Source organism: Celeribacter ethanolicus (genome assembly GCF_001550095.1).
GTDB classification, from domain to species: domain Bacteria; phylum Pseudomonadota; class Alphaproteobacteria; order Rhodobacterales; family Rhodobacteraceae; genus Celeribacter; species Celeribacter ethanolicus.
This window is the reverse complement of the sequence record NZ_LRUC01000006.1, coordinates 189,742-201,926: the sequence shown is the minus strand read 5'-3', so window position 1 is coordinate 201,926 and position 12,185 is coordinate 189,742. Positions and strand designations below refer to the sequence as shown.

The following is a 12,185-nucleotide window of genomic DNA, read 5'->3' as shown; positions in this document are numbered from 1 at the left end:
ACACAGCAAGGATTGCACGTGACGATATTTGAGAATGTCCCCTTCGATAAACTCGAAGTCGGGATGGAAGCCGAGAACCGCCGCCTCTGTGTGGCAGACGACCTCTATGTCTTTGCCCATGCCTCCGGCAATCTCAACCCTCTGCATCTGCCGCATGAAGACGGGGACAAGGATGGCAAACCGGAAGCCGTTGCGCCCTCCTTCTGGGTGGCCTCACAGATTTCTTCCGTGCTGGGCAACAAGCTTCCCGGGCCGGGCACGCTCTACAAGTCCCAGAACCTCCGGTTTCACGCCCGCGCGCATGCCGGCGACGAACTCGTCGCCCGCGTCAAGCTGATCCGCAAAACCGAGGCAGGCAGCGCGGTTTTCGAAACCTCTGTCACGCTCTCGGACGGCACCGTGCTTGTCGAGGGCGAGGCAGAGGTGTTCGCCCCGACCGAAAAGCACAGCTTCGACATCCATGATGTCCCCGGCCTGACCGTGGAAAGCCATCGCCATTTCGACAAGTTGCTCGAAATGGCCGAAGCCCTGCCTGCCGTGCGCATGGCTGTCGTCGCGCCGGAAGAGGAAAATTCCCTGCGTGGCGCCCTGATGGCCGCACAACACCGTTTGATCATCCCCGTTCTGATCGGCAGTGAAACGAAAATCCGATCCGTGGCCGGACAAAACGGCTTGTCGCTCGATGGTGTCGAGATCGTGGATTGCCCCAGCCATCCGGAGGCCGCGCAAATCGCCGTCACCATGGTGCATGAGGGCCGCGCCGGTGCCATCATGAAGGGGCATCTGCACACCGACGACCTCTTGCGCCCGATCCTGCGCTCGAGCGGCGGGCTGAAAACCGGTCGCCGGATCAGCCATATCTTCGTGATGGACGTCCCCGGCCTCAGCCACCTCCTGCTGGTGACCGATGCGGCGATCAACATCGCGCCCGATTTGCCGACCAAGGTCGACATCGTGCAGAACGCCATCGACCTTGCGCAAAGTCTCAGGATCGAAACGCCCAAGGTCGGGGTGCTCTCGGCGGTGGAAACCGTGAACCCGAAAATCCCCTCGACCCTCGATGCCGCCGCCTTGTCGAAAATGGCCGACCGAGGCCAGATCACCGGCGGCATGGTCGATGGCCCGCTCGCGATGGACAATGCCGTCAGCCTCGCGGCGGCCCGGACCAAAGGACTCAAAAGCTCGGTTGCCGGACAGGCGGAAATCCTCGTCGCTCCGAATCTGGAGAGCGGCAATATGCTGGCCAAGGAGTTGTCCTTCATCGCCCATTCTGAAGCTGCGGGTGTCGTCATCGGCGCGCGTTGTCCGATCGTGCTGAACTCGCGGTCAGACAGCGACAAATCCCGTCTTGCCTCCTGTGCCGTGGCGGCCCTCCATGCACAACGAGTGGGGGTGCAGCACTGATGGGACAACGTATTCTGACGGTCAATGCCGGCTCATCCTCGGTCAAATTCGCACTCTACAAAACGGCAGAGACACCGGAATGTATCGCGCGCGGACAGGTTCAAGGGATCGGGTCGACCCCGAGTTTTCAGTTCAAATCCGGCGGACCGAAGGGATCGGAACCGATTGACGCCACGGATCAGGGACGCGCGCTCGAGGTCATTCTCGACAAGATCACTCCTCTTCTCGACGGTCAGGAGGTGGCCGGTGTCGGGCACCGGATCGTCCATGGCGGCCCGCTGCGCGCGACGCCCACGGAGCTGACCGACGAGGTGATGGCCGATCTCGCCACCTTCAACCCGCTCGCCCCCCTGCATCAACCGCACAACCTGTCTGCGGTTGCGGCGGCACAGCGCGCCTTTCCCTATGCGTTGCAGATCGGCTGTTTCGACACGGCGTTTCACCGCAACCACCCGTGGGAAAACGACATTTACGCCATTCCGCGCAAATTCTACCAACAGGGCATCAAACGCTACGGCTTTCACGGGCTGAGCTACGATTACGTATCGCACCAACTGATCCGCGAACGCCCCGATCTGCATGGCAAGCGCATCATCATCTGCCATCTCGGCAGCGGCGCCTCGATCTGCGCGGTCAACGGCGGCCATTCGATTTCCTCCTCCATGGGCTTCTCACCGCTCGACGGCATCCCGATGTCGACCCGCTCCGGTCATCTCGACCCCGGCATCCTGCTCTATCTGCTGGAAACCGAAGGCATGACGCCACAGGAGCTGACCCATATGCTCTATTACGAATCCGGGCTTCTGGGCCTGTCGGGTATCAGCCATGACATGCAGGTGTTGGAGGCTTCCGACGCGCAGGGCGCGAAAGACGCAGTCGAGTATTTCGTCTACCGGGTGCGTCGCGAGATCGGTGCCATGGCGGCAACGCTGTCGGGCATCGACGCGCTTGTGTTCTGTGGCGGCATCGGGGAAAATTCTCCCAACATCCGCCAACAGATCATCGAGCGTCTCGGCTTTCTCGGCATCCTTCCCGATGCAGAGGCCAATGCGCAGAACGCGAGGGAAATCGCCAAAGGACCGACGCCCGTGTTCGTCCTGCCGACCGATGAGGAACAGGTGATTGCCGACGCCGTCGCCAAAGCCCTCGCACCGGCGCATTAAAGCGTTACGCCTTTTACCTGAGACATCAGACAAAGGCGAGGTGCGTGCAACGCTTATATCTTGCACTGCGCTCCGCCAAAAACTGTGTCTCAGGTTTTGGCGGACCGCTTTAACGGATCTTATCCCTCGGACGCCCGAAGCACCCGCGCCGGGCGGACTTGCATCGCGCGCCAGGAGAACCAAAGCGAGGTGAGCGAGGTCATCGCCACACCGCCCAGAACGATCCAGAGCGCGGCGCCAAGTGAGAGGTTGAACTCCGCCTCCATCACGAAATGGATCACTGCCCAGGCGCCAAGCGCCCCGGTGATCAGCGCCACGATCCCCGCCCCGGCACCGAGGATCAGAGCACGAAGCGCAAAACTCGTCAGGATTTTCCTGCGCGACGCGCCAAGCGTCTTGAGCACAGCCGCCTCGTACCGCCGCCGGTCCTCGCCCGCCGCCGCGGCCCCGATCAACACAATCGCCCCGGTGATCAGGGTCGCCGCCGCCCCAAGGGTCGTGGCCGCCGCAATGCTTTCAAGGATCGCCACCACCCGATCGATGGCATCGCGCACACGAATGGTCGTGATGTTCGGATAGGCCTTGGCCAGATCACGGATCAGCGGGGCCTCCGTCGCCGGATCGGCATAGATCGTGGCGATCCATGTGTGCGGTGCACCGGCAAGTGCCGCCTCGTTCATGGTCAGGATAAATCCCATCCCGGCGCTGGAGAAATTGACGTCCTGAAACGAGGTGATCGTCCCGGTGATGTCACGTCCGAGAATATTGATCGTGATCGTATCCCCAAGGCTCAACCCCATCTCCTCGCCTTCCTTGGCGGCGAAACTGATCTGCGGCTCCGTGTCGTCGGGCGACCACCACGCCCCCGACAGGACTTTGACATTATCCGGTTTTGCCCCGGCATAGGTCACGCCACGATCTCCGCGCAGAACCCAGTGCGGCCCGGCCACGGTCTCGGCATCCTGACCGTTGATCTTGGTGATCAGGCCACGCAGCATCGGCGCGCTTTGGAACCGCGTCACGCCGGGGTCGGTCGTGACCCGTTCCGTCAAACCGTCGATCTGATCCGGCTGAATATCGACCACGTAATAGGACGGCGCGCGTTCCGGCAGATCGCGGGCAATCGCACCACGCATATTGGCGTCGATCTGGCCGATGGCGGAAAGCACCGTAAGACCAAGCCCAAGCGAGAGCACCACGGACACCGCCTCTCCCCCCGGCCCACCGACGGAGCCAAACGCCAGACGCAGGGGCAGATGGCGGCGCAGTGCCTTGAGACGAGTTAACCGCCGTGACAGCCGCGCAAGCCCACGCCCCGCCGACACAAGCGCCACAAAGGCAATCGCCAGTCCCAGGAAGGTCCAGAGCACCAGCCGCCGATTGTCGGACAGCACCGCAGCGGACGCAATGAGGGCGGCAAGCAGCAAAAGTATGGTCACCAGATAGGGCCAACGCGGCAGGCCCTTCAGCCCGAACAACGCATCGCGATAGAGCGCGGCGGGGCGGATCCGTTCGGCCCGCGACAGCGGCCAGAGCACGAAAATCGCGCTGGCAAGAACGCCATAGAGCGCCGCCTCCAGCAGGGGGGCGATCTGCACACCGCGCGCAACCGGCACCGGCAGAAGCGTCTGGATGAACGGCATGGCAAAGAGCGGCACCAGCCCACCCAAGATCACACCCGCAACAATCGCGCCGCCGGTCAGCACACCGATTTGCAACAAGTAGGTGAGAAAGATCGTGCGCCGGGTGGCGCCGAGGGTCTTGAGCGTGGCGATAACGGCGATCTTTCGGTCGAGATAGGCCCGAACCGCCGCCGAGACGCCAACGCCGCCCACCGCCAGCCCCGCGAGACCGACAAGGACCAGAAAGGAGCCGAGTTGTTCGACAAACCGGTTCACGCCTGGTGCGCCATTGCGCGCATCGCGCCAACGGAACCCTCCACCGGCCACCTCCGCCTCGGCACGAGCCTTCATCGCATCAAGATCAGTGCCCTCTGGCAGATCAAGACGATAGGCGCTCTCGAACAGGGTGCCGGGGGCGAGCAATGTGCTGTTTCGGAGGGCAAAAAGCGCCACGATACTGCGCGGCCCGAGGGTGAACCCGGCCCCCGCCCCATCCGGTTCGCGCGTCAGTTCGGCCATGACAACAAAGGGCAGATCGCCAATTCGCACCTCGTCGCCAAGGACCAATCCCAACCGCTCCATCAGAACCGGGTCGAGCACGATCCCCGGCAAATCGCCCTCTCCTGCCAGCGCCTGAGCCAAGGGCATCTCGGGCGCGAGCCCAACTGTACCGATCAACGGATAAGCGGCATCCACAGCCTTCACCTGCGTCAGGGCACGTTCCTCGCCAACGCTCAGCATGGAACGGAAATCGGCAATCTCGGACAGACGCTCAGAGCGCCCTTCCATCCATGCACGCTCATCATCCGTGGCAAACCGGTAGGTGAATTCCATCTCCGCATCGCCCCCCAGAAGCGCCGCCCCTTCGCGGGCAAGCCCTTTGGAAATGCTGTCGCGCACGGAAGTCACGGCCGCAATGGCGGCCACCCCGAGCAGAAGGCACAGGATCAGGATGCGGAACCCGCCAAGCCCGGCGCGTAACTCGCGCAGGGCGATGGTCCAGGCCATGCTGACGTCCGAGCGCAGGCTCACGCCGGAACCTCCGTTTCCAACTGCCCGTCCCGCAACCGGATCACCCGGTCGCAGCGCGCGGCGAGTTCAGGCGAATGTGTCACCATGACAAGCGTCGCACCATGACGGTCGCGCAGCCCCATCAGCAGCTCCATGATCGCTTCGCCGGTCGTACCATCGAGATTGCCGGTCGGCTCGTCCGCCAATAGAATCTCCGGGCGTGGGGCGGAGGCGCGGGCCAGGGCCACGCGCTGTTGCTCGCCGCCGGACATTTGCGCGGGGTAATGATCGAGACGCGCCCCAAGACCAACGCTCTCAAGCTCGGCCTGCGCACGCGCGAACGCATCGGGCACGCCCGCCAGTTCGAGGGGGATTGCGACATTTTCCAAAGCGGTCATGGTGGGAATGAGGTGGAAGGATTGGAACACCACCCCCATATGATCCCTGCGGAAGCGCGCCAGCTCGTCCTCGTTCATCACGGTGAGATCGCGCCCAAGCACGGAAATCGTCCCGGCGCTGGCCATTTCGAGCCCGCCCAACAACATGAGGAGAGAGGATTTGCCCGATCCGGAAGGCCCGATGAGTGCCAGCGTTTCGCCGCGCGCGACCTGCAATGAAATGCCACGCAAAATCTCGACCCGCCCCGCGTTGCCATCCAGTGTCAAATGCGCGTCCTCTGTGGCAATGATCGGGTCCATGGGCTTCCTTTCAAATCTCTTGCAAAAATATGGGGCCGCAGGGCGCAACGGCAAGCACCGGCTCGGTCTTTTGGTCAAGATTTGGGTGATGCTCTGGGCCACCGCCGCCACCGCCGATCCTGTCCGCATCGCCGCTTTGGGAGACAGCCTCACACAGGGCTACGGGTTGGTGGCACAGAACGGCTTCACGGCACAATTGCAAAACTGGCTCGACACCCATGAGATCGAAGCAACCATCGTCAACGCAGGAGTGTCCGGCGACACCTCGGCAGGGGGCATTTCGCGGGTGGACTGGACACTGACGCCCGACATTGGCGCGATGATCGTGACGCTTGGCGGTAACGATCTTTTGCGCGGATTGTCTCCGGATCTGACCCGTGCCAATCTTGCGGGCATTCTCGATGCCGCCAAGGCGAAAGACATTCCCGTGTTGCTCGTCGGCATGCAGGCCCCGGGCAATTACGGCGCGGACTACAAGGCCGCTTTCGATGGGATCTACTCGGATTTGGCCGCAGACTATGACACGTTGTATTTCGAGGGCTTTCTGAAGCCGCTGACCGATCTCGCCCCTTGGGGGCAGGTTCTGACGCAGTATATGCAACCCGACGGCATTCACCCCAACGCCGCGGGGGTTGCGCTCATCGTCGAGGCCATGGGCCCGAAGGTGGCCGAACTGGCAGAGCGTGCCGGCAATTAGGGCTTCGGGTGGTCGTCATATTCACCGGTAAGGATACGCTGCGCGTCTCCGTCCGGGTCGTCATATTGCCGCGACCGGATCGACCAGAAAAACCCGGCTAGCCCAAGCCCGCCGAGGAAGATCGAGATCGGGATGAGATAGACGAGAACGTTCATGATTTTCCTCTGAGACGGAGCGCGTTGAGCGACACGGTAATCGAACTGGCCGACATCGCCAAGGCCGCAGCCAAGGGCGTTGCATAACCTGCAAGCGCGACCGGAATGGCGACGAGGTTATAAAGCGTCGCGATGTTGAAGTTTTCCTTGATCCGGCGGGTGGCAGACACCGACACCCGCGTCGCCTCGCCGATGGGGGCAAGCGATTTGCCCAAAAGCACCATGTCGGACACCACGCGCGTCGCCTCCAGAGCGGAGGCGGGCGAGATCGACACATGAGCGGCGGCAAGCGCTGCGGTGTCGTTGAGACCGTCACCGACCATCAAAACCTTGCGGCCCGAGCGGGTCAGTTCGGCCACGCGCAGCGCCTTGGCTTCGGGCAGGCATTCGGCATCCCAGGCCTCGATCCCGATGCGATGCGCGATGTCCGCGACGGCGGCGGGCGCATCGCCGGAGAGCAGAACAACATCCATGCCCTGACGTTTGAGCGCCGCAACCGCATCGGCCGCGCCTTCGCGCAGATGATCGATGAAGGTGAAAGCGATGGGCGCCTCCTCCCCGATCTTGAGATAAGTCGCGGTTTGCGACAGGGCCATGGCATTAAGCCAGGTGGCACGCCCCAAGCGCACGGTCTGATCGCCCAAACGGCCCTCGACGCCCTGCCCCGGCACTTCGCGAATCTCGATAACAGGCGCGGGCGCGATGTCCGCCGCTTTCGTCGCCTCGAACAGCGCGCCCGAGAGCGGATGGGCGGACCCGGCGGCTAGAGCCATGGCGACAGAGCGGGCATGCGGAGGAATGTCGCGCAGGTTCGCAAGCTCCGGCTTGCCCTCGGTCAGCGTGCCGGTTTTGTCGAACACCACCGTATCGACCTCGGCCAGACGTTCGATGGCCGTCGCGGATTTGATCAGCATCCCCGCCCGGAACAGACGCCCGGAGGCGGCGGTGGTCACGGCCGGCACGGCAAGCCCCAACGCACAGGGGCAGGTGATGATCAGCACCGCCACCGCAACATTGATCGAATGACGCAGATCGCCGGTCGCCACCATCCAGCCGATGAAAGCCGCCAGCGACAGAAGATGCACCGTCGGCGCATAAATCCGCGCGGCGCGGTCGGCGAGCGAGGTATATTTATTGCGCGAGGTTTCGGCCATGGCCACAAGATCGGCCATGCGGTGCAGAGAACTGTCTTCACCTGCGGCGGTGACCTTCACGATCAACGGCCCGGTCAGGTTGACCTCACCCGCGGAAACAATGCTGTCGACACCCGTCTCAACCGGAAGACTTTCCCCGGTCAGAAGCGAGCGATCCAGCTCGGAGGCCCCCTCAACTACGATCCCGTCAACCGGCACACGCGCCCCCGGAACGACGCGGACAAGCGCGCCTTTGGCCAGATCCTTGATCGAAATCACCGTGCCGTCCACGAGCGTCACACGCGGCACTTCGAGCGCGGCGAGTTCTTCGGCGGCGGAGCGCGCCACGGAGCGGGTGCGATAATCGAGATACCGCCCGGCCAGAAGGAAGAAGGTCAGCGAAAGCGCAGCATCGAAATAGGCATGCTGCCCGGATTCAATGGTTTCGAACAGAGACATCCCGCCCGCGAGGAGAATCGCGAGCGAGATCGGCACATCCATGTTGAGCCGTTTCGCCTTGAGCGCCGTCCAGGCCGAACCGAAAAACGGCTGCGCTGCATAGGCGATGGCCGGAAGCGCGATGGCGGCGGAGACCCAGTGAAACATATCGCGCGTCACGTCAGACGCCCCGGACCAGACCGCGATGGACAAAAGCATCACGTTCATCACCGCAAAGCCCGACACCGCGATGCGAGTCAGGATCGCTCGGCCTTTTTTGTCGGTCTCGGTGGCGGAAATGGCGCTGGCGTCGAGCTCATAAGCCTCGTAACCCGCCTTGGTCAGCGCACCGATCAGAGCATCGACGGAGACGTCTTCATCCGCTTCGACCTGCGCGCGCTTGAGCGTCAGGTTCACCCGCGCAGCCCGCACGCCCGGCTGTTTGGTCAGCTCGCGCTCGACGCCCGAAATACAGGCCGCGCAATAGATCGCGGGCAGGGACAGCACGAAACGCGCGTCGCGAACGTCCCGCGCGTGTGCCGTTTCCTCGGCGGCCGGAGCGGCCACACAGGCCGGACAGGCCGAGATCTGAACCTCGGACATGGGTGTGCCTTAGCGTTTGACGTGGATGACGATCCGCTGGGTGAAATGCGTTCCATCCAGCGCGGTGGCCGTCATCCGATAGTTCCAGTTGCCTGCCGCCAGCATTCCGGTTTTCGCCACATAGGCCTCACCGTTGAAGCTGAACTCCGGTTGTTGATCGTCCACGACGGTGGTGGCGCGACCCAGAGTGCCGCCGATCTCGGCGACCTCGACGGGCCGGCCTTCGGCGTCACGGATAAAGACGAACAGGTGCTCCTGATCGTCCACCGCCTCGACCGTCCAGCCCAGGGCTTCCTGAGCCTGTTTGTCGCGGTTGAAGGTCTGAGAGACGCCATAGGAGTTGGCGGTCTCGAGCCCCGGGAAGGTCTTCACGGCCTGAACGGCCATGAAGATGTTGACCCCGATGATCACGGCAAAGGCCGACACCGTTCCGATGAGGACATGTTTGCCCGTGATTTCGCGTGCCATGTTCTATTGTCCCTTACCGTTGAACACCGAGTCGACAGAGACCCGCTCATTGGCAATACCATCCTCGACCCAGAAGGTGAATTCCGTGCGGTCGGAAGTGGCGGCTTTGGACCCGGCAGGCGCCTCGACATAGGCGCGCACGATACGCATCTCGTCGGCCTTCACCGCAATCGTATCGCCTGCGGTCGTGTCGGAATCCTGCAAGGTCACCGTCAGGGTGTCGTCGCCCGTGACGCTCACACGGAACTCACGCTCTTCGCCATGCTTGTTGCGCAGACGCAGGTCGTAAATGTTGCGGATCGCTCCGTCGGACTGCATCACATAGGTCGGGTTGCGCACCGGCGCGACCGTCATGTCGATGTCCGCGCGGGCAAACAGCGCCCAGATCAGCGCGACACCGACACCGCCCCAGAGCACGGTGTAAAGGATCGTGCGCGGACGGAAGATGTGTTTCCACACCGGTTTCGGCGTCTCGCCCGCGATCTCGCGCGGTTCGTCGGTCAGCGCCATGTAGTCGATCAGGCCACGCGGCTTGCCGATCTTGTCCATCATCTCGTTACAGGCGTCGATGCAGAGCGCGCAGGTGATGCATTCGAGCTGTTGCCCGTCACGAATGTCGATCCCCATCGGGCAGACGTTCACGCAGGCCATGCAGTCGATGCAATCGCCAAGCTCGGCGGCGCCTTCGCCCTTACGGTGTTTGCCGCGCGGCTCGCCGCGCCAATGACGATAGCCGACGGTCAGCGTGTCCTCGTCCATCATCGCGGCCTGAATCCGCGGCCAGGGACAGGCGTAGATACAGACCTGCTCACGGGCGATGCCGCCGAAGAACACGGTGGTCGCGGTCAGGATCGCCATGGTCATATAGGCCACCGGATGGGCCTGTCCGGTCACCAGATCGACCAGCAGCGTCGGCGCATCGGTGAAATAGAACACCCAGGCCCCGCCTGTCGCCAGACCGATCAGAATCCAGGACAGATATTTTTCAACCCGCAGGCGGAACTTGCGGAGGTCCATTTTCTTTTGACGGTGCAGACGCAGGCGGGCGTTGCGGTCGCCCTCGATCCAGCGCTCCGTGAGGATGAAAAGGTCGGTCCAGACGGTTTGCGGACAGGCATAGCCGCACCAGATCCGCCCGGCGGCGGAGGTGAACAGGAAGAGGCCGAGACCGGCCATGATCAGAAGGCCCGCGATGAAATAGAACTCATGCGGCCAGATCTCGATCCAGAAGAAGAAGAAACGACGGTTCGCGAGGTCGATCAGGATCGCCTGATCCGGCAACTCCGGCCCACGGTCCCAGCGGATCCAGGGCGAAAGGTAGTAAATCCCCAGCATCACGATCATCAGGACCCACTTGAGCGACCGGAATTTCCCCTTCACGCGACGGGGAAAGATCGGCTCTCGGGAGGAATACAGCTTATGTTCGGGAGAGTTGTCGGTAGAGCTCATGGAGCGGTGCCTTTTCGACTGTTCGCGGTTTTGTCCCTTAATGGGAGCGACACTTTTTCACAGCCTTGATGTGCATCAAACTTTTGTGACGGCCGGTTAAAAGGTGCATCAAAAACACGCCTTGGACTTGTGGCATCCTGCCACATCTCGTCCGTGAAACTTAAGAGAAAACCGCAGCATGAGACGCTGCGGTTTGTGTTTGTGGGCACCGACCCTGAAGAAACGCGCGAACAGGATCGAGGGCCGGTGCCGCAACCCGGGCGTTTCCGCCCGGATTTCATGTGCTCATTGACCGCCGCCCAACTGGTGGACGTAGAGAGCGGCCGCGTTGACCTCGGCCTGCGACAGGCGCAGCCCCCAGGCCGGCATCACGCCGAAACGGGCATAGGTGACCGTTTCGTGGATGGTGTCGCGGTTGCCGCCATAGAGCCAGATCGCATCGGTCAGGTTCGGCGCCCCCTGATAGATGTCGCCCGTGCCGTCTTCACCATGGCAGGAGGCACAGTTCTCTTCGAAAACCACAGCACCTTCGGACGCCAGAGCGGCATCGTAGCTATGACCGGAGATGTTGGTGCCGTCCCCGTCCGGATCGGACAGCGACATCACGAATTCGACCACCTGGTTGATCTGCTCGGGTTCGAGCAGCTCGTCGACGCCGAATTTCGGCATCTCGGAATAGCGGGCATCGTCGGTTTCGTTGCGAACGCCGTGCTGCACGGTGTAGGCGATCTCGTCGATCGTGCCGCCCCAGAGCCAGTCATTGTCGAGAAGCGTCGGATAGCCGACGTTGCCCTGAGCACCAGAGCCGTGGCACTGCGAACAGTTGGCACGGAACACGGACGCGCCCATGTTGACGGCGTAGTTGTAGACATCGGAGCCCGGCATCACCTCGGTCACGTCGGCTGCGGCCAGTTCGGCCTCGACACCGGCGTTCATCTCCTCGAAGGAGGCGATCTTCTCGGCGACCTGCGCACGGGTGGACCAGCCGAGCACGCCGGCAGTCGCCCCTTTGATCATCGGCCAAGCGGGCATGGCAATGGAATAGCCGATGCCCCAGATGATGCAGATATACCAGATGATCAACCACCAGCGCGGGAGCGGGTTGTTGTACTCTTCGATCCCGTCCCAGGAATGTCCTGTGGTTTCGACTTCTTTCTTACTCATGTCCTCGCCTCCTCTTCGGCGGGTTTGTCTTCATGCCGGAAGATGACGTCGGCCGTGTCGCGATGTTGCTTGCGGGAGCCCGGGCGAAACGCCCAGACCACCGCGGCAACGAAGAACACGAACATGGCCAGCAACACCCAGCTGTCGGCAAATTCGCGAAGGATGTGATAATCCATCTCT

At 62.6% G+C, this 12,185-nt stretch carries 11 protein-coding genes; 3 read left to right on the top strand and 8 right to left on the bottom strand.

Going from position 1 to position 12,185, the window contains the following annotated elements; translation table 11 throughout:
* The first annotated feature begins 12 nt into the window (after positions 1-12).
* On the top strand, positions 13-1,404 hold the full coding sequence (locus tag NH195_RS02860) for a bifunctional enoyl-CoA hydratase/phosphate acetyltransferase (RefSeq protein ID WP_081423756.1): 1,392 nt from the start codon (positions 13-15) through the stop codon (positions 1,402-1,404).
* On the top strand, positions 1,404-2,567 hold the full coding sequence (locus NH195_RS02855; RefSeq protein WP_066702768.1) for an acetate/propionate family kinase: 1,164 nt from the start codon (positions 1,404-1,406) through the stop codon (positions 2,565-2,567). The genes NH195_RS02860 and NH195_RS02855 overlap by 1 nt, the downstream gene beginning before the upstream one ends.
* A 119-nt stretch (positions 2,568-2,686) precedes the next feature.
* Here the strand turns inward: NH195_RS02855 and NH195_RS02850 are convergent, their stop codons facing one another.
* Together NH195_RS02850 and NH195_RS02845 are read right to left on the bottom strand one after the other, a co-directional pair.
* Positions 2,687-5,197, bottom strand: a complete 2,511-nt coding sequence (locus tag NH195_RS02850) for an ABC transporter permease (RefSeq protein WP_066702993.1) — start codon at positions 5,195-5,197, stop codon at positions 2,687-2,689.
* A gap of 20 nt (positions 5,198-5,217) precedes the next feature.
* Positions 5,218-5,898, bottom strand: a complete 681-nt coding sequence (locus tag NH195_RS02845) for an ABC transporter ATP-binding protein (protein WP_066702766.1) — start codon at positions 5,896-5,898, stop codon at positions 5,218-5,220.
* On the opposite strand from NH195_RS02845, the gene NH195_RS02840 reads away from it, so the two are divergent.
* Positions 5,897-6,595, top strand: coding sequence for an arylesterase (locus NH195_RS02840; protein WP_081423755.1), 699 nt, complete (start codon positions 5,897-5,899; stop codon positions 6,593-6,595). The genes NH195_RS02845 and NH195_RS02840 overlap by 2 nt on opposite strands.
* Here the strand turns inward: NH195_RS02840 and ccoS are convergent.
* From ccoS to NH195_RS02810, 6 genes are all read right to left on the bottom strand, one after another.
* Positions 6,592-6,750: a cbb3-type cytochrome oxidase assembly protein CcoS gene (gene ccoS, locus NH195_RS02835; RefSeq protein WP_066702757.1), complete on the bottom strand. Its 159-nt coding sequence runs from the start codon at positions 6,748-6,750 to the stop codon at positions 6,592-6,594. The genes NH195_RS02840 and ccoS overlap by 4 nt on opposite strands.
* Positions 6,747-8,924: a heavy metal translocating P-type ATPase gene (locus NH195_RS02830; protein ID WP_066702754.1), complete on the bottom strand. Its 2,178-nt coding sequence runs from the start codon at positions 8,922-8,924 to the stop codon at positions 6,747-6,749. Before NH195_RS02830 ends, ccoS begins: the two co-directional genes overlap by 4 nt.
* Positions 8,925-8,933: 9 nt before the next feature.
* Positions 8,934-9,392: a FixH family protein gene (locus tag NH195_RS02825; RefSeq protein WP_066702751.1), complete on the bottom strand. Its 459-nt coding sequence runs from the start codon at positions 9,390-9,392 to the stop codon at positions 8,934-8,936.
* 3 nt (positions 9,393-9,395) lie between these two features.
* Complete coding sequence (ccoG, locus tag NH195_RS02820; RefSeq protein ID WP_066702748.1) at positions 9,396-10,841, bottom strand: cytochrome c oxidase accessory protein CcoG; 1,446 nt, start codon at positions 10,839-10,841, stop codon at positions 9,396-9,398.
* A 285-nt stretch (positions 10,842-11,126) separates the two neighbouring features.
* On the bottom strand, positions 11,127-12,005 hold the full coding sequence (gene ccoP, locus NH195_RS02815) for a cytochrome-c oxidase, cbb3-type subunit III (RefSeq protein WP_066702746.1): 879 nt from the start codon (positions 12,003-12,005) through the stop codon (positions 11,127-11,129).
* Positions 12,002-12,181, bottom strand: a complete 180-nt coding sequence (locus tag NH195_RS02810; RefSeq protein ID WP_066702731.1) for a cbb3-type cytochrome oxidase subunit 3 — start codon at positions 12,179-12,181, stop codon at positions 12,002-12,004. The genes ccoP and NH195_RS02810 overlap by 4 nt, the downstream gene beginning before the upstream one ends.
* Between the last annotated feature and the right edge of the window lie 4 nt (positions 12,182-12,185).

What these genes read in the sequence shown, in the direction of transcription:
- NH195_RS02855 (WP_066702768.1), top strand. Translation starts at nt 1,404, where the DNA reads ATGGGACAACGTATTCTGACGGTCAATGCCGGCTCATCCTCGGTCAAA.
- NH195_RS02850 (WP_066702993.1), bottom strand. Translation starts at nt 5,197, where the DNA reads ATGGCCTGGACCATCGCCCTGCGCGAGTTACGCGCCGGGCTTGGCGGG.
- NH195_RS02840 (WP_081423755.1), top strand. Translation starts at nt 5,897, where the DNA reads ATGGGCTTCCTTTCAAATCTCTTGCAAAAATATGGGGCCGCAGGGCGC.
- NH195_RS02845 (WP_066702766.1), bottom strand. Translation starts at nt 5,898, where the DNA reads ATGGACCCGATCATTGCCACAGAGGACGCGCATTTGACACTGGATGGC.
- ccoS (WP_066702757.1), bottom strand. Translation starts at nt 6,750, where the DNA reads ATGAACGTTCTCGTCTATCTCATCCCGATCTCGATCTTCCTCGGCGGG.
- NH195_RS02830 (WP_066702754.1), bottom strand. Translation starts at nt 8,924, where the DNA reads ATGTCCGAGGTTCAGATCTCGGCCTGTCCGGCCTGTGTGGCCGCTCCG.
- NH195_RS02825 (WP_066702751.1), bottom strand. Translation starts at nt 9,392, where the DNA reads ATGGCACGCGAAATCACGGGCAAACATGTCCTCATCGGAACGGTGTCG.
- ccoG (WP_066702748.1), bottom strand. Translation starts at nt 10,841, where the DNA reads ATGAGCTCTACCGACAACTCTCCCGAACATAAGCTGTATTCCTCCCGA.
- ccoP (WP_066702746.1), bottom strand. Translation starts at nt 12,005, where the DNA reads ATGAGTAAGAAAGAAGTCGAAACCACAGGACATTCCTGGGACGGGATC.
- NH195_RS02810 (WP_066702731.1), bottom strand. Translation starts at nt 12,181, where the DNA reads ATGGATTATCACATCCTTCGCGAATTTGCCGACAGCTGGGTGTTGCTG.